Annotated in this window: 17 protein-coding genes; 10 read left to right on the forward strand and 7 right to left on the reverse strand. The window is 69.8% G+C overall.

Going from position 1 to position 16847, the window contains the following annotated elements:
- The first annotated feature begins 48 nt into the window (after positions 1-48).
- A complete protein-coding gene (locus EHW97_RS10365) occupies positions 49-498 on the forward strand; it encodes a hypothetical protein (RefSeq protein WP_124237096.1) in 450 nt (149 codons plus the stop codon).
- A complete protein-coding gene (locus EHW97_RS10370) occupies positions 495-791 on the forward strand; it encodes a transcriptional regulator (RefSeq protein WP_124237097.1) in 297 nt (98 codons plus the stop codon). The genes EHW97_RS10365 and EHW97_RS10370 overlap by 4 nt, the downstream gene beginning before the upstream one ends.
- A gap of 5 nt (positions 792-796) precedes the next feature.
- Here EHW97_RS10370 and EHW97_RS10375 read toward each other — a convergent pair whose 3' ends face one another.
- Positions 797-1627 carry an alpha/beta fold hydrolase gene (locus tag EHW97_RS10375; protein WP_124237098.1) on the reverse strand — a complete coding sequence of 277 codons (831 nt, stop codon included), beginning with the start codon at positions 1625-1627 and terminating at the stop codon, positions 797-799.
- Positions 1627-2385 (reverse strand): SDR family NAD(P)-dependent oxidoreductase, encoded by a 759-nt coding sequence (locus EHW97_RS10380; protein ID WP_124237099.1) that lies wholly within the window; start codon positions 2383-2385, stop codon positions 1627-1629. Before EHW97_RS10380 ends, EHW97_RS10375 begins: the two co-directional genes overlap by 1 nt.
- A 73-nt stretch (positions 2386-2458) precedes the next feature.
- On the opposite strand from EHW97_RS10380, the gene EHW97_RS10385 reads away from it, so the two are divergent.
- Positions 2459-3226, forward strand: a complete 768-nt coding sequence (locus EHW97_RS10385; RefSeq protein ID WP_124237100.1) for a ParA family protein — start codon at positions 2459-2461, stop codon at positions 3224-3226.
- Complete coding sequence (locus tag EHW97_RS10390; protein ID WP_166367477.1) at positions 3219-3860, forward strand: L,D-transpeptidase; 642 nt, start codon at positions 3219-3221, stop codon at positions 3858-3860. Before EHW97_RS10385 ends, EHW97_RS10390 begins: the two co-directional genes overlap by 8 nt.
- 1 nt (position 3861) lies before the next feature.
- Here EHW97_RS10390 and EHW97_RS10395 read toward each other — a convergent pair whose 3' ends face one another.
- Both EHW97_RS10395 and EHW97_RS10400 read right to left on the reverse strand, forming a co-directional pair.
- Entirely contained in the window at positions 3862-4587 is a 726-nt protein-coding gene (locus EHW97_RS10395) for a VIT1/CCC1 transporter family protein (protein WP_124237102.1), read from the reverse strand.
- Positions 4588-4623: 36 nt separating this feature from the next.
- Positions 4624-6012, reverse strand: a complete 1389-nt coding sequence (locus EHW97_RS10400) for a DEAD/DEAH box helicase (RefSeq protein WP_124237103.1) — start codon at positions 6010-6012, stop codon at positions 4624-4626.
- Positions 6013-6203: 191 nt separating this feature from the next.
- Here EHW97_RS10400 and EHW97_RS10405 point away from each other — a divergent pair, with 191 nt between their 5' ends.
- Complete coding sequence (locus EHW97_RS10405) at positions 6204-6896, forward strand: ferritin-like fold-containing protein (protein WP_124237104.1); 693 nt, start codon at positions 6204-6206, stop codon at positions 6894-6896.
- A 20-nt stretch (positions 6897-6916) separates the two neighbouring features.
- On the opposite strand, the gene EHW97_RS10410 is transcribed toward EHW97_RS10405, so the two are convergent.
- Both EHW97_RS10410 and EHW97_RS10415 read right to left on the reverse strand, forming a co-directional pair.
- On the reverse strand, positions 6917-7147 hold the full coding sequence (locus EHW97_RS10410; RefSeq protein ID WP_243696390.1) for a DUF3107 domain-containing protein: 231 nt from the start codon (positions 7145-7147) through the stop codon (positions 6917-6919).
- Positions 7144-7791, reverse strand: a complete 648-nt coding sequence (locus EHW97_RS10415; RefSeq protein ID WP_208001991.1) for a TetR/AcrR family transcriptional regulator — start codon at positions 7789-7791, stop codon at positions 7144-7146. The genes EHW97_RS10410 and EHW97_RS10415 overlap by 4 nt, the downstream gene beginning before the upstream one ends.
- 90 nt (positions 7792-7881) lie before the next feature.
- On the opposite strand from EHW97_RS10415, the gene moeZ reads away from it, so the two are divergent.
- Genes moeZ through nudC form a run of 5 tightly spaced genes read left to right on the forward strand, consistent with a single transcriptional unit; the run spans position 7882 to position 16570 of the window.
- Positions 7882-9093, forward strand: coding sequence for an adenylyltransferase/sulfurtransferase MoeZ (moeZ, locus tag EHW97_RS10420; protein WP_124237135.1), 1212 nt, complete (start codon positions 7882-7884; stop codon positions 9091-9093).
- Positions 9094-9130: 37 nt separating this feature from the next.
- Entirely contained in the window at positions 9131-9382 is a 252-nt protein-coding gene (locus EHW97_RS10425) for an MGMT family protein (RefSeq protein WP_243696391.1), read from the forward strand.
- A gap of 12 nt (positions 9383-9394) precedes the next feature.
- Positions 9395-12586 carry an ATP-dependent helicase gene (locus tag EHW97_RS10430; RefSeq protein WP_124237105.1) on the forward strand — a complete coding sequence of 1064 codons (3192 nt, stop codon included), beginning with the start codon at positions 9395-9397 and terminating at the stop codon, positions 12584-12586.
- Positions 12583-15708 carry an ATP-dependent helicase gene (locus tag EHW97_RS10435; protein ID WP_124237106.1) on the forward strand — a complete coding sequence of 1042 codons (3126 nt, stop codon included), beginning with the start codon at positions 12583-12585 and terminating at the stop codon, positions 15706-15708. The genes EHW97_RS10430 and EHW97_RS10435 overlap by 4 nt, the downstream gene beginning before the upstream one ends.
- Before the next feature lie 4 nt (positions 15709-15712).
- Positions 15713-16570: an NAD(+) diphosphatase gene (gene nudC, locus EHW97_RS10440; RefSeq protein ID WP_243696392.1), complete on the forward strand. Its 858-nt coding sequence runs from the start codon at positions 15713-15715 to the stop codon at positions 16568-16570.
- Here the strand turns inward: nudC and EHW97_RS10445 are convergent.
- The gene (locus EHW97_RS10445) at positions 16548-16790 is read right to left on the reverse strand and encodes a mycoredoxin (protein ID WP_124237108.1); all 243 of its coding nucleotides are present in this window, start codon (positions 16788-16790) and stop codon (positions 16548-16550) included. The genes nudC and EHW97_RS10445 overlap by 23 nt on opposite strands.
- Positions 16791-16847 lie beyond the last annotated feature (57 nt).

Raw genomic sequence — 16847 nt, forward strand, 5'->3', positions numbered from 1 at the left:
TTCCGATCCGGCTTGCCACCGTGGAAAGTCGGCGTTACGCTTTCCATCATGGAAAGTCGAGATGAGTTCGACCGCGATGCGGCGCGCGAGGCACTGGCCTCCATCGACAAGGCCCGCGGCGACGTCGCCGACCGTGCCCGCGCCCCCCGGGGGTTCTACACCTATCTCTCCCTCGGAGCTGCGCTGCTGATGATCTCGTTCGCGCTGGACACCTGGTGGCGTCTGCCCTTCGTGCTGGTCGGCGCCGTCGTCGTGTTCAGCTCCATCGGGTGGTACCGCAACAGCACGGGGGTCTGGGACTTCGGCAATCCCTTCGTGCGCGATGCCTGGCGGTACTGGCTGATGATCGTGCCGTTCGTGGCCGGTCTGGTGGCGACGGCTGTCACCCGGAACGTCGCTCTCAGCGTCGCGCTGGGCGCAATGATCGTTCTGCTCTGGACCATCGTGGGCCCGCAATGGGACCGCGACTACCGGCAGGCGCTGCAGGAGCCGCGATGACGGTCGGCGTGGAAGGATTCGACACGGTCATCCATGCGCCGCATCGCCTGCAGATCTGCGCGGTGCTGGACACCGTCGACCAGGTCGAGTTCGCGGTGCTGCGTGAGACGCTCGGCGTCAGCGAATCGGTGCTGAGTAAGCAGGTGAAGGCCCTCGAGGAGGCCGGCTACGTGACGATCTCGAAGGGCACCAGGGACAAACGGGTCCGCACCTGGGCCTCCTTCACGAGCGCGGGCGCCAAGGCTTACCGCGCCCACGTCGCCGCGCTGCGCCGCATCGTCGGCGCCGACTGATGCGGTCAGCTCTCCAGGAATGGCAGCCAGGCCTCGACGAGTTCCTCGGGGGCCTCGACCGCGGGGGAGTGTGCCGCTGACGGCAGCACGACGACCTCGGTGCCGAGTCGCTCGGCGAGATCGTCCTGCGCCTCGAAGGGCCAGGCATCGTCGGTCGCGCCCCGTGCCACCCAGCAGCGCACGCCGGTCGCGGCGACCTCGTCGACGAGGTCCGGAGCATCGATGAGGTGCTGCGTGATGGCCTTCAGCGCGGCGGGAACTCCCGACGTGAAGCGCTTGGCCAAGAACGCGGTGATCTGAGCCGGGCGCTTGACGCCCTTCTCACGCAATTGGTGAATCTGCAGCAAAGGCACCTGACCGATCGCGGCCACGACGTGCTTGAGGGGCCGGGTCGGGGAGTCGCCGAGCGCTCCCGGGCCCGTGCACAGCAGGCTCAAGGAGAGTAGGCGCTCGGGAGCGGCGAGGGCGACTCGCTGGGCGACGAGCCCGCCGAACGAATGACCGAGCAGATGGAAGCGGTCGTCCTCGAACGCTTCGGTGGCCAGCGCCAGGGCGTCTTCGGCGAACGCCTCCAAGGAGTAGTCGTCGTCGAGCGCTCCGGGAGTCTCGAACTGGCCTCGCTGGTCGTACGCCACCACGTCGAAGCCCTGCACGGCCAGCAGGGGGAGGACCGGTGTGAAGTCCTCCTTGCTGCCGGTCCAGCCGTGGACGAGGAGGATCGAGCCGCGGCGAGGCCCTTTCGCGCGGGCCACGTGCACGGCGTGATCGCAGCGCGGCGTGACGATGCGCGTGACCTCGACCCCGTCGGGGATCTGGAGGGTCTTCGGGACGCTCATCAGCGGCCCCGCTTCGCGACGTTGGCGACGAGCCGAATCGGCAGGTGACGGGCCAGCGTGGCGAGGACCTTGTAGCGCAGCGACGGGATCGACAACGGTTTGCCCTTGCGGAGGTCCTTCAGGGAGGCCTTCGCGACCTTGTCGGACGTGAGCCACATCCAGCGCGGGATGTCGGAGATGTCGGCGTCCATGCGCTGGTGGAATTCGGTGCGGGTGAAGCCGGGGCAGAGCGCCTGCACCGCGATGCCCGCCTCGGCGTACTGCAGGTGCGCCCACTGCGAGAGGTTGACCAGCCACGACTTGTGCGCGGAGTACGCCCCGCGCGGCGTGAAGGCCGCGACACTCGCGACGTTGATGATCGCGCCGCGGCCCCGTCCGGACATGGCCTTGAGCGCGGCGTCCATCAGATGCATGGGGGCGCGCACCAGGAGGTCCAGTTGACGGTCTTCGTCGGCGATATCGGTGGTGCCGAACCATCCGGCGATCGACGCGCCCGCGTTGTTGACGAGGAGATCGACCGGCCGCGCGTTGTCGGTGATGCGGTTGGCGACCCGGGCGAGGTCGCTGTCGTCGGTCAGGTCGGCGCGCAGGACCTCGGCGTCGACGCCGTGCTCCGCGCGCAACCGCTGAGCAAGCTGCTCCAGTCGCTGCTCGTCGCGGGCCACCAGCACGAGGTCCGTGCCCTGCGCCGCGAGCAGGCGTGCGAACGAGTTCCCGATGCCGGCGGTGGGGCCGGTGACCAGTGCGCGAGCCGTCATGACGACAGCATGCCAGCCGACGCGCCGGCCGGCGCACACGGATCGGTCTCGTCCGACCACGCACGGTGGCACAATGGGCCGCGTGACCACGACGATCGCGTTCGCCAATCAGAAGGGCGGCGTGGCGAAGACCACGAGCGTCGCCTCTCTCGGCGCCGCACTCGTCGAGTTGGGACATCGCGTCCTCGTCGTCGACCTCGACCCGCAGGGGAGCCTCACGTTCTCGCTCGGCATCGATCCCGAAGAGCTCGAGCTCACCGTGGGCGAGGTCCTGCTGGGCAAGATCCCGGCGCTGGACGCGATCCTCGAGACCGACGACGGTCTCGACCTGCTGCCGGCCAACATCGCGCTCACCCAGGCCGAGGAGCAGCTGATCACCCGCACCGGCCGCGAGCAGCGGCTGCGCGTCGCGCTGGCCAAGGTCGCACAGCACTATGACTGGATCCTCCTGGATTGTCCCCCTGCGCTGGGTGTGCTCACCGTCGGCGCTTTGTCGGCCGCCGACCAGGTGATCATCCCGCTGCAGGCCGAGACCCTCTCGCACCGCGGGGTCGGCCAATTGCTCGACACGATCTACGACGTCCGCCAGTTCGTGAACGGCAACCTCGAGGTGCGCGGCGTTCTCGCGACGATGTACGACGGCCGCACCAGGCACGCGCAGAACGTGCTCGCCGCGATCAGCGCTACCTACGGGCTGGAAGTGCTCGAACCGCCGATTCCCAAGTCGATCCGGTTCGCCGAGGCCCCGGCCATCGGCCGTTCCATTCTCGGCACCGCGGCGCAGCACAAGGGTGCGGAGGCCTATCGCGTGCTGGCCAAGGTGGTGGCATCAGGTGGCTAAACACCGCCGGCCGCCGCGCACGCATCAGGTGCGCGGCACCTTGCTTCTCGGCTCGGGCGCGACGTCACTCGCCGTCGGGTTGACCGCCGTCTTCTCGCCGTCCCTGTCGGTCGCCTCCGACGATCAGGCGGTGACTCCGACGATCGTGACCGCATCGCTACCCACGGTCGAAGCGCCGATCGTGGAGCAGGCGCGGGAGGAGCCCGAACCCCAGGCGCCCGCCGTCCCGCCTCCGCCGCCGGAATCGGGGGAGGGGCGCCGCGTGGTGTTCGACCAGGGCGACCAGCGGGTGTGGCTCATCGAGGCCGACGGCACCGTGACCGCCACCTATCTGGTTTCGGGAAGCCGTTTCGACAATCTCGACCCCGGCTCCTACGCCGTGCGGGCGCGATACCGCCACGCGACCAGCTTCGACAACTCTGGAACGATGGAGTACTTCGTCGAGTTCACGACCGGATGGAGCGAGCCGATCGGCTTCCACTCGATCCCGGTCGACAACGCGGGCAACCTCGAACAGTCGGTCGACGAGCTCGGCCGGCCGCTCTCCGCCGGCTGCATCCGCCAGAAGCCCGAGGACGCCGCGTTCCTGTGGGACTGGGCTCCCCTCGGCACGCCGGTCGTGGTCACCGCCTGAGTCAGACGACGCCGGCGGTTCCCAGCAGGCCGCCCACGACGTACGTCGCGGCCAATGCGAGGAATCCGCCGACCACCAGACGGGCGGCGGCGCGAGCTCGCGAACTGCCGCCCAGCGTGGCGCTCGCGACGCCCGTGATCGCGAGGGCCGCCAGGACCGCGATGAAGGTCGCCGGGATTCGCCAGTACGCCGGCGGGAGTGTGACCGCCAGCATCGGCAGGATCGCGCCGAGTGTGAACGCGACCGCCGAGGACACGGCGGCGTGCCAGGGGTTGATGAGGTCGTCGCGGTCGATCCCCAGTTCGACCGCCAGATGGGCTTCGAGGGGGTCGTGCTCGGTCAGCTCCGCGGCCACCTGCCGGGCGGTGACCGGCGATAGGCCCCGCATGACGAGCAGCTGAGTCAGCTCCTCGAGTTCCTGGGCGGGGAACGCCTCGAGTTCGCCACGTTCCTTGTCGATGAGAGCACGCTCGGTGTCGCGTTGGCTGCTCACCGAGACGTACTCGCCGAGTGCCATGGAGATGGCGCCGCCGACGAGCGCGGCGATTCCTGCGGTGAGGATCGCCGACGTCGTGTCGGTCGCGCTGGCCACGCCCACGACGACGGCCGCCACCGAGACGATGCCGTCGTTGGCGCCGAGGACGCCCGCACGCAACCAGTTCAGTCGCTGGGCGAGCCCTCGACCGTGCGCCTCGCCCTCATGGGGAGGAGGTGTCGCCTCTGCCATGCGAGCACTGTACGTCGCTCGCGGCCGAGGACGGGATCAGTCGCTCGAGGCGGAGGCGTGCGAGGACGCCTCACCCTGGGACCCTGACCCGCCGCTGCGGCGACGACGGCGGCGACGGCGCCGCGGCTGACCGTTCTCGCCCTCGGACGCCGTGTCGCTGGTGGAGGCGGAGGTCTGCTCCGACCGATCGGCCGGCTTGCCGTCACCCGAACCGCTGCGGCGACGGGTGCGATTCCGGTTGCGGCTGGAGCCGCCGGCGGAACCCGACGGAGCGTCGTCCTTCTTCTTCTCCTTCGGCGCCGCGGGCTTGAGCCGACCGCTCACGGTGGGGTCGATGCCCAGGTCGCGGAAGAGGTGCTCGGAGGTCGAGTACGTCTCCTCGGGCTCGTCGAAGGGCAGATCGAGGGCCTTGTTGATGAGCTTCCAGCGCTGCACGTCGGCCCAGTCGACGAATGTCACAGCCGTACCGCTGGCACCGGCACGACCGGTGCGGCCGATGCGGTGCACATAGGTCTTGTCGTCCTCGGGGCACGTGTAGTTGATGACGTGCGTGATGCCGGCGACGTCGATGCCGCGAGCGGCGACGTCGGTGGCGACGAGGATGTTCACTTTGCCGTCGCGGAAGCCCTGCAGGGCCTTCTCGCGGGCCTTCTGGGCCATGTCACCGTGCAGCGGCGACGCCGGGAAGCCGCGGTCGGCCAGGTCGTCGGCGAGACGCTGGGCGGCACGCTTGGTGCGGCTGAAGATGATCACGCGGCCGACGTCGTCGGCTTGCAGGATGCGGGCGACGATCTCGGGCTTGTCCATGTCGTGCGCCTGCCACACGAACTGGTTGGTCGCCGGGACGGTCTGATTCGCCTCGCTGGACTCCGCCCGGATGTTCATCGGGTGGTGCATGTGCTTGCGGGCGAGGCTCACGATCGCGCCGGGCATCGTGGCGCTGAAGAGCATGGTCTGGCGGGTCTCGGGTGTCCGCGCGAGAATCGCCTCGACGTCGGGCAGGAAGCCGAGATCGAGCATCTCGTCGGCCTCGTCGAGGACGAGCGACTTGACGTGGCTGATGTCCAGCGCGCGGCGGTTGACCAGGTCGAGGATGCGCCCGGGGGTACCGACGACGATGTCGACGCCGCTCTCGAGTGCCTCCAGTTGCGGCTCGTACGGGACGCCGCCGTAGATGGTGAGGTTGCGGGTCCCGCGGTTCTTGGAGGCGGTCTTGACGTCGTTGGCGACCTGGAGCGCGAGCTCACGGGTCGGTGCGACGATGAGCGCCTGCGGCTTGCCAGGGGCGGCGAGCTGCTCGTAGTCGGCGTCGCCGGGGGCCAGCGTCCGCTGGATCACCGGGATGGAGAACGCGAGCGTCTTCCCGGTTCCCGTGCGGGCCTGGCCGATCAGGTCGGTGCCCATGAGGGCGACCTGAAGGGTCATCTCCTGGATGGGGAACGGTGTCGTGATGCCGACCTCGGCCAGCGCATCGGCGATGGCGGGTTCGACACCCAGCTCGGTGAAAGTAGTCAGTGTTCTTCTCGGATTTCTTCTCAGACGTCCTCGAGGAACGTCGCAAGTCTTTCGTTCGGGCGGCGTCGTGAGCGGTGCCGCATCGCGTTACGCTGCGGGTCATGACCGCCGTGCCGAACGCCTTCGATGATCCAGCCTACCGTCAAGGCGTGATCGATCTGCTAGGACTGCTGGCTTATGGCGAGATCAGCGCCTGCGAGCGGCTCGCCGAAGACGCCAAACTCGCCCCCGAGCTGGCCACGAAGGTCGAGGTCGCGGCGATGGCCACCGCGGAGTTCCATCACTTCGAGCAGCTGCGCGACCGGCTCGTCGAGCTGCAGGTCGATCCCTTCGAGGCGATGCGCCCGTTCGTCTCGACGTTCGAGCGCTTCCACCGTCAGACGCAGCCGTCCACGTTCCTCGAGGGGGTCGTCAAGGCGTACGTCGGCGACGGGCTGGCGGCGGACTTCTACCGTGAGATCGCCGCGTTCCTCGACGCCGACACCCGCGAGCTGGTGCTGTCGACGCTGAGCGGCACCGGGCACTCGGAGTTCGTCGTCGACGTGATCCGTCAGGCGATCGCGGACGACCCGAAGGTCGGCGGTCGGCTCGCGCTCTGGGCACGCCGCCTCATGGGGGAGGCCCTCAGCCACGCGCAGGCGGTCGTCGCCGAGCGCGACGCGTTGACCGCCGTGCTCGTCGGCAGCGTCGACCGTCCCGGCAGCGGCATGGACCTCGCGATGATCGGGCGCATGCTCACCCGCCTCACCGAGGCCCACACCGCCCGCATGGAGAAACTCGGCCTCGCAGCCTGAGTTGTCGGTGGCGCGTCGGCTCAGGTGAGACCGAAGCCGACCTTGCGACCGGCGTCGGACGTGAAGTACAGGTACGCGACCTTGTCGGCCGGGACGGCCACGGTGCGGCCCTTGGCGTCGGTGATGGTGAACACGGAGTTGTCCGCCATCGCCGTGCGCAGCTCCGACAGCACCGCGTCGGGTGCGGCGTCGGTCTCGACGGACAGCTCTCGGGAGGCGTTCTGGACGCCGATCTTGACCTCCACGGTCATTCCTCTCCTTCGGTGGACGGGGTGCGATGCGGGTTGGGGAAACCGCCGATGCCTCGCCAGGCGAGCGACGACACGAGGCTCACGGCCTCGTCCCGCGTGAGGGTGGACTGAGCGGAGAGCCAGTTGCGGGCGCCGACGTGACCCATGCCGACGAGACTCACGGCGAGCAGCTGGGCGGCGGCATCCGACAGGCCGGTGTCCTCCCGGATGACCTCGGCGATCGCGCTGGCCGACTCGCTGATGACGCGGTCGACGAGCTCGCGGACCTCCGGATCGTTGGTCAGGTCCGACTCGAAGACGAGACGGAACGACTGACCCTGGTCGGCGACGTAGTCGTACCAGAGTTCGATCGTCGCTTGGACACGGCGCGGGTTGTCCGTGGTCGAGGCGAGGGCCGTGCGGACCCCTTCGATGATCTCGTCGCAGGACGTCGCGAGCAGCGCGAGATAGAGGTCGAGCTTGCCGGGAAAGTGCTGGTACAGCACCGGCTTGGAGACCCCTGCGCGCTCTGCGATCTCGTCCATCGACGCGGCGTGGTAGCCCTGCTCGACGAACACACCCCGTGCCACCTCCAGGAGTTGCGCCCGGCGAGCGGTGCGCGGAAGGCGACTGGTGCGGGGGCGGGCGTCGGCAGCAGAACTCACGCACGCCAGCGTAGTCGGTACGCGTTCACGATCCGGACGCCGACCGGGCTGCTGGGCGAGGCGGGGAACAATGGGGGCGTCCGCATGGTTATGCCGGACATCCGGACCCCCAGGCCGAAGGAGAGACGTGTGGTTGCCCCACTCGTGGAACCCGCCGACGAACTGACCATCGACGAGGTTCGCCGCTACAGTCGCCACCTGATCATCCCCGACGTGGGGATGACGGGCCAGAAGCGACTCAAGAACGCCAAGGTGCTCGTGATCGGTGCGGGCGGTCTCGGCAGCCCCGCGCTGCTCTACTTGGCCGCCGCGGGCGTCGGCACGCTCGGCATCATCGACGACGACGTCGTCGACGAGTCGAACCTGCAGCGCCAGGTCATCCACGGCCAGTCGGACATCGGAAAGCCCAAGGCCGTGTCCGCCGCCGAGCAGGTCGCGGAGACCAACCCGTACGTGAACGTCATCGTCCACCAGGAACGGCTGGACAACGACAACGTGCTGGAGATCTTCAGCCAATACGACCTCATCCTCGACGGCACCGACAACTTCGCGACGCGTTACCTCGTCAACGACGCCGCGGTGATCCTCGGCAAGCCCTACGTGTGGGGCTCGATCTACCGCTTCGAGGGTCAGGTCTCGGTGTTCTGGGCGCAGGAAGGCCCGCAATACCGCGACCTCTACCCCGAGCCGCCGCCGCCGGGCATGGTTCCGTCGTGCGCCGAGGGCGGTGTCCTCGGTGTCCTGTGCGCCTCGATCGGGTCGATCATGGTCACCGAGGCGATCAAGCTCATCACCGGCATCGGTGACCCGCTGATCGGCCGGCTGATGGTGTACGACGCGCTGGAGATGCGCTACACGACGCTGAAGATCCGCCGCGATCCCGAGGGCGAGCTGCCGACCAAGCTCATGGACGACTACGTCGCCTTCTGCGGCGCGGTGAGCGACGAGGCGGCCGAGGCTGCCGCCGACTCGACGATCAGCGTCCACACGCTGAACAACTGGCTCAAGGAGCGCGCGGACGGCGGCCGGGACTTCGTGCTCGTCGACGTGCGTGAGCCCAACGAGTACGAGATCAACAAGATCCCGGGCTCGGTGCTCATCCCCAAGGGCGAGATCCTCAACGGCAAGGCGTTCGACCAGCTGCCGCAGGACAAGCAGGTCGTCCTGCACTGCAAGTCCGGGGTGCGCTCGGCGGAGGCGCTCGCGGTGCTCAAGGGCGCCGGGTACTCCGACGCCGTGCACGTCGGCGGCGGTGTGGTGGCCTGGGTCGATCAGATCGATCCTTCGCAGCCGGCCTACTGAGCTGAACGAGCGGTTCGCCGAACGCGTCCTGGCCCGGGTGGAGCAGATTCCCCCGGGCCAGGTGCTCACCTTCGGACTCATCGCCGAGGACCTCGGCGAAGGCGGGCCCCGGCAGGTCGGTCAGGTGATGTCGCGGGTCGGTCACGTCGTCTGCTGGTGGCGGGTCGTGCGCGCCGACGGCACGCTGCCGGCGCATCTGATGCTCGAGGCGCAGGAGCACTGGGCGCGCGAAGGCACACCGGTGCGGCGCGGACGGGTGGATGTGCCCCGCGCTGTCGGTGGCGTCTGATTGCATGGCGTCATGCCCTCGTCGCCCGTGGAGTACCGCATCGTCCGTCCGGACACCGCGGCCGCACCTGCGCCGCAGCTCGACGAGAGCCAGCAGGCGGTGGTCGATCACCGCGGCGGGCCGTTGCTCGTGCTGGCCGGGCCGGGCACCGGCAAGACCACCACGATCGTCGAAGTCGTCGTCGACCGCATCGCCCGTGAGGAACTGCGTCCCGAGCAGATCCTCGTCCTGACCTTCAGCCGCAAGGCGGCCGAGGAGTTGCGCGAGCGTATCGCCGCCCGGCTCGGCGGCTCCGCCGGCGTGGTGCCGGCCATGACCTTCCACGCCTTCTGCTACGCGCTGGTGCGTGAGTTCTCCGACCCTGAGGAATTCGCCGCTCCGCCCACCCTGCTGACGGCGCCGGAGCGCGACGCCGTCATCGCCGAGCTCCTCGCCGGGCACGACGTCGAGTCCTGGCCGGCGTCGCTGCGTCAGGCACTGCGCACGCGCGGTTTCGCCGGCGAGGTCCAGTCGTTCATGGCGCACCTCGCGGCGCGTGGCCTCGATGTCGCCGATCTGCGCGAGCTCGCGCGCGTTCGCGAGCGTGCCGACTGGGCACGGCTGGCTGACGCGATCGAGGAGTACGACCAGGTCACCGGCCTGCAGAACCTCGCCGACTACACCAACCTCGTCACCTCTGCCCGCCAGTTGATCGACGACCCGCGCATCGGTGCGCAGCTGCGTGAGCGGTTCGGGCTCGTCGTGGTCGACGAGTACCAGGACACCGACCCCCTTCAGGTCGACCTCCTCCACGAACTCGCCGGGGACGGGCGCGACGTGGTCGTGGTGGGCGATCACGACCAGGCGATCTACGGCTTCCGCGGGGCCGACCCCGCGGGCATCACGCAGTTCCCCGAGCAGTTCGGCACACCGGCCGCGCCCGCGCGCGTGATGGCGCTGCGGGTCACCCGGCGGTTCGGGCCGGAGATCCTCCGTGCCGCTCATACCGTCCTCGGCCCCGTCGGCCATCAGGGCAGCCTCGACCCGGAGATCCTGCGGCGCCACCGTGAGGTCAGCTCCCACGCGCCGTATCCGGGCGAGGTGCGGGTCGAGACCTACGCGTCGGCCACCGCTGAGGCGGAGCACATCGCCGACCTTCTGCGCCGCGCCCATCTCGATCGGCAGCTGCCGTGGTCGGACATGGCGGTGCTCGTGCGTACCAGCAGCGATCTGGCCCGGCTGCAGCGTGCGCTCGTCCCCGCCGGGGTGCCCGTCGAAGTGGCCGGTGACGAGATCCCTCTGACCGCCGAACCGGCGGTGCGGGCCTTGCTCTCGGCCCTGGAAGCCGCCGATCTCATCGCCCGCGGTTTCCCTCTCGATCCCGAGCACGCGAAGGTCGTGCTCAGCGGGCCTCTCGGCGAACTCGATGCTCCCGCCCTGCGGCGGCTCGGTCGCGTCTTGCGCCAGCGTGCCCCCGAACGCCGGTCCACCGAGCTGACCGCCGATGCGCTCAGCGATCCGGCGATGCTGGGCTTCGGGCGACTCGAGCCGGCCACGGCCGAGGCCGTGGAGCGCGCCCGCCGCCTGGCCTCCCTGTTGCAGCGCGCCGCGCGACAGATCAGCGACGGCGAGCCTCCCGAGCAGGCACTGTGGACGCTGTGGGACGGGACCGACTGGCCTCAGCGGCTCCGGGCACAGTGGGAGTCCGGGGGAGAAGGACGACTCACCGCCGATCGCGACCTCGACGCGGTGGTGGCTCTGTTCCACCACGCCGCCCGTACCGAGGAGCGCAAGCAGCGGGTCGGCGTCGCCAACTTCATCGCCGAGCTGAGGGCTCAGCAGATCCCGGCCGATCAGCTCGTCGGCTCGCAGAGCCGCCCCGATGCGGTCCGGCTCATGACCGCGCACCGTTCCAAGGGCCTCGAGTGGCCTCTGGTCGTCGTGGCCGGCGTCCAGGAGGAGCGGTGGCCCGATCTGCGTCACCGCGGGTCGTTACTGCAGGCGGAGGCGCTCGACGGCGCGCACGCGGCGTCCCGCAGCGACCGGCTCCGCGAGGAACGGCGACTGTTCTACGTCGCCTGCACGCGGGCGAGTCGCACACTCGTCGTCACCGCTGTCGAGACGCCGACCGACGACGGCGATCAGCCCTCCCGTTTCGTCCGGGCCCTGCTGGACGCGGGGTTCGGGCCCGCCGATCCCGGCGTGCTGCCGCGCGCCCGACCGCACCGGCCGTTGTCGCTGCGCGGGGTCGTGTCCCAGTTGCGCAGTTATGCCGGTCATCAGGACGCGGCGCTGCGCGACGAGGCTGCCGCGATGCTCGCCGAGATCGCCCGCCACGACGTGTGGGCAGGGCGCGCGGCGCACCCCGACCGCTGGTGGGGCACCCGCGAGCTCACCGTGAACGACCACCCCCTCAAGGACCCGGACGCTCCTCTCGTGTTGTCGGGGTCCTCGGTCGCCGAGATCGCCAGTTGTTCGCTCAAGTGGTTCCTTTCCCGCGAGGCCCGCGGCACGCGCGGCAGTTCCACCGCGCAGGGCTTCGGCCTCGTCGTCCACGCGATCGCCGCCGACATCGTGCGCCGTGACGTCCGTGAGCCGGACCTCGCGGAGATGGAGCGGCACCTCGACGAGGTCTGGGACCGGCTCGACCACCAGGCGCCGTGGATCAGCGCGCGGGAGAAAGCCGATGCGCGCACCGCGCTGCTGCGCTTCGCCCGGTGGCATGCGACCAACCCCCGCACACCGCTGGCCGCCGAGCACCCGTTCGAGGTCGAGCTGGAGCTCGACGGGGAGCGGGCCGTGCTCAAGGGCTCGATGGACCGCGTCGAGTTGGACGCCGAGGGGCGGGTGCACGTCGTCGACTTCAAGACCTCGAAGAACGCTCCGAAGGCCGCCGAGGTGGCCGCGCACCCCCAGCTCGGCGTGTACCAGCTGGCCGTCGCGCACGGTGCCACCGAGGAGCTCGCTCCCGGCGCGCCGTCGGGCGGCGCCGAGCTCGTGCAGCTGCGCCAGCCGGCGGGCGCCAAGCATCCCGACGTGCCCAAGGTCCAGCCGCAGGACGCGCCCACCGAGCCGTTCTTCGCCCTCGACCTGGTGCGGGACTCCATCCGGGTCATGCGTGAGGAACGCTTCGTCGCCATGCCTGACACGTGCTCGTTCTGCGAGTTCCAGATGGTGTGTCCGTCCACCACCACCTTCACCATCGGGGGAGGAGAGCACGCATGAAACTCGTCCGCGATCCGGACCATCTCCGCGAGATCCTGGGGATCCCGTTCAGCGAGGAGCAGATGGCGGCGATCGTCGCCGATCCGCACCGACCGCAGGCGATCATCGCCGGGGCGGGGTCGGGCAAGACCGCGGTCATGGCGGCGCGCGTGGTGTGGCTCGTCGGGCACCAGGAGATCGATCCCGCACGCATCCTCGGCCTGACCTTCACCGCCAAAGCCGCCGGCGAGCTCGCCACCCGGGTGCGGCGATCGCTCGACCTCATCGGCGACTTCTCGCTCGAGTACGGCGAGCCGACCATCTCCACGTACCACGCCTTCGCCGGCATGCTCATCTCCGAGCACGGGCTGCGGCTGGGCGTGGAACCGGATCTGCGGGTGCTCGCCGACGCCACCCGCTTCCAGATCGCGGCACGGATCGTGCGCGGCTACGACGGGCCGCTCTCACACGTCTCGGCGTGGATGCCCACGACGATCACCGACCTGCTGGCGCTCGACGCGCAGCTCTCGGAGCATCTGGTCACCACGCAGCAGCTGCGCGAGTACGACGCCCGCATCATCGCCGAGGTCGAGTCGGTCGACAAGCAGCTCGCGCTGCATCGTGACGTCGCCGACCGGGCGCGTAAACGCACCGAGTTGAGCCGGCTGGTCGACGCCTATCGGACGGCGAAGCTCGACGCGGGCGTCATGGACTTCTCCGACCAGATGTCGTGGGGTGCCCAGCTCGCCCAGTTGCCGGAGGTCGGCGCGGCGTTGCGCGAGCGCTTCGAGGTGGTCCTCCTCGACGAATACCAGGACACCTCGGTCGCGCAGCGCGATCTGCTGCGAGCGCTCTTCGCCGGCCGGGGGATCAGCGCCGTGGGCGACCCGGCCCAGGGCATCTACGGCTGGCGCGGTGCGGCGTCGGGCAATCTGGCCGCGTTCCTCGACGACTTCCCGGCAGCCGACGGCTCGCGGGGCGATCTGCACTCGCTCGCGGTGAGCCGCCGCTGTGCTCCGGAGATCATCGACCTCGCCGGAGTCATCGCGGCCGATTACTACGCCGATCCGGCGGTCGCCAAGGTCGTCACTCCCTTGCAGGCAGCGCCGGAGAACCCGCCCGGTGAGGTGTCCGTAGCCCTGCACCGGGGCGTCGCGGAGGAGATCGACCATCTCGTCGAGCTGGTCGCCGCGGCGGGGGAGCGGGCGCGTGAGGCCGGACGCGAGCACGTCTGGCGCGAGATCGCGGTGCTCGTGCGGGCCACGAACGAGAACACCGAGATCGTCCAGGCGCTGCGGCGTCGCGGCATCCCGGTGGAGATCGTCGGGCTGACCGGGCTGCTCAGCCAGCCCGAGGTGCTCGACGTCCTCGCGGTCCTCGAGCTGCTCGAGGACGTCACCGCCAACCCGGCGATGCTGCGGCTGCTCACCGGCCCGCGCTGGCGCATCGGCGACCGCGATCTCGCCCTCCTCGGAAGACGCGCCGCCCACCTCGGCCGGATCTGGCGCGACGACTCCGAGAACGACGACCCGGAGAGCCGGCTGCAGTCCGATCTCGAGCACGCCACGGCGGGCACCGACCCGACCGAGATCGTCGCACTCGCCGAGGCTGTCGAAGACCCCGGCGACCTGCCGTACTCCGACGATGCCCGGGCCCGCTTCGCTGAGCTCGCGGCGATGCTGTCGCGGTTGCGGCGGCACGTCCACGAACCGCTGCTCGACCTGGCCCGACGCGTCGTGACCGAGCTCGACCTCGACGTCGAGCTGGCCACCGAGCAGATCTCCTCGGACAATCTCACGCTGCTGCTCGACGCGATCGGCGACTATGCGCAGTCCGATCGCTACGCCTCGCTCGCCGGTCTCCTGGCGTATCTGCAGGCCGAGAACGAGTTCAACAAGGGCATGGAGCTCAGCGCCCCCTCCGACGCCGACTCCGTCAAGCTGCTCACCGTCCACAAGTCCAAGGGCTTGGAGTTCGACGAGGTCGTCGTGCCGTTCGTCGCCGACGGGGTCTTTCCCGACTCCAAGGGGCGTCCGCGCTGGACCACGAACGCCAGCGTCCTTCCCGTCGCCCTGCGCGGGGATGCCGACTTCGTCCCGGACATCGAGGAGTTCACCTCCGCCGGCGACGCCGACTTCAAGGCCCGCAACAAGGCCGACGCGCTGATGGAGGAGATCCGCCTCGGCTACGTCGCCTTCACCCGCGCACGCCACCGGCTCCACGTGAGCGGCCACCGCTGGGGCCGCACCCAGCTCAAGCCGCGCAAGGTCTCCCGCTTCCTCGAGGATGTGCGCCGATGGTTGGGCGAGCGTGACGTCGAGCCGCTGGTGTGGGCGCCCGAGCCGGACGAGGACGAACAGAATCCGCACGTCGACGCCACCACGTACGCCTGGCCGATGCCGTTGCAGGGGATGGAAACGCGGCGCGCGTTCGCCGAGGACGTCCGGCATCACCTCGCTGCCACCGAAGCGCTGCCGATCACGGTGCACCCCGAACTCATGCAGATCCGCGCCGAGCTGGACCTGCTGATCGAGGAGGCGAACGACGCCGAGTCGTCCGTCGTCGAGGTGACGTTGCCGCCCGCCCTGTCGGCCACCTCCGCGCTCGCGCTCGCGGAGGACGAGACCGCCTTCGCTCGTTCCCTGGCCCGGCCGATGCCACGGCGCCCGTCCTCCGCGGCGCGCTTCGGCACGCGGCTCCACGCCTGGATCGAGGCCCGCTTCGGACAGCAGACGCTGCTCGACCCGGGCGACCTACCGGGCCGCGGCGACACGGAAGTGCTCGACGACGCCGACCTCGAAGCGCTGCAGAAGGCCTTCGAGGCTGGTCCGTTCGCCGAGCGCGAGCCGGTCGCGATCGAGGCGCCGTTCTCACTGCGCCTCGGCGGTCAGCAGCTCATCGGGCGGATCGACGCAGTGTTCGCGACCGACGACGGGTTCGAGGTCGTCGACTGGAAGACCAACCGCCGGGCGGACGCCGACCCGCTCCAGTTGGCGATCTACCGACTCGCGTGGGCCGAGATGCACGGGATCGAGCCCGAGCGCGTCACGGGCGCCTTCTACTACGTGCGACTCGACGAGGTGCGGCGCTTCGACGACCTCCCCGGCCGATCCGATCTCGAGGAGCGACTCGGGCTACGGTGAGCGGGTGGACTTCGCCTTCGACCGTGCTCGGCACGACCGGCAGGGCAATCGCCGTCACGACGACACCTGGAAGGACGATCCGGGGCTTCGCGTTCTCGTGGTGGGCGGCGAGCACGTCCCCACCGTCGACGGACCGGCCCTGCGGTGGATCACCCGCGACGAGGCGCCTGAGGGCACGTGGATGCTGTTGGGAGAGTCCGGGGGAGTCACCCATGCGGCCGTCGTGGTCGATCGCGTCGCAGAGGATCTCGCGCCCACGAGCGTGCGCGTTCTCGCGCCGCTGCTGGGGCCGGACGAACTGTCGCTGGCCATCCACGCGATCGCGATGGCCCGCTGGTTGCGCTCCCATCGCTTCTGCGCCCGCTGCGGCACCGAGCTCGAAGTGGCGGAGTCAGGACACTTGCTGACTTGCCGCGAGTGCGGCGCGCACCATTTTCCGCGCACCGACCCGGCGGTCATCATGCTCATCACCGACGAGTCGGACCGCGCGCTGCTGGCCCGCAACGCGGCGTGGCCGGAGGGCAGGTACTCGACGCTGGCCGGTTTCGTGGAGCCGGGCGAGGCGCTCGAGGATGCGGTGCGCCGGGAGGTGCGTGAAGAGGTCGGTCTCCCCGTCGGCGACGTGAGTTATGCGGGAAGCCAGCCCTGGCCGTTCCCGTCGAGTCTCATGCTCGGCTTCTTCGGGCGGGCGACCGCCAGCGAGATCAGCGTCGACGAGGACGAGATCGCTCACGCGCGCTGGTTCACCCGCGACGAACTGACGGCGGCCGTCGGCGGTGAGGAGATCGTTCTGCCGCCGCCGCACGTCTCGATCTCGCGCTGGCTGATCGAGAGCTGGCTCAGCGGCCCAGCTTCTCCTTGACCTGTGCGACCGTGGGGTTGGTCAGCGTGGAGCCGTCCTCGAACAGCAGGGTGGGGACGGTCTGGTTGCCGCCGTTGGCCTGTTCGACGACGAGCGCGGAGTCGGGGTCCTTCTCGATGTCGACCTCGGTGAACTCGATCCCCTCGCGTTCGAGCTGACCCTTGAGGCGATGGCAATAGCCACACCACGGGGTCGAGAAGAGCGTGAACGCTGCCGACACGGTTGTCACCTCCGACGTCTAACCTGGACGTCGTCCATCCTCCCACGACTGCTCAAG

It is taken from the genome of Aeromicrobium camelliae (assembly GCF_003850045.1).
Taxonomy (GTDB): domain Bacteria; phylum Actinomycetota; class Actinomycetes; order Propionibacteriales; family Nocardioidaceae; genus Aeromicrobium; species Aeromicrobium camelliae.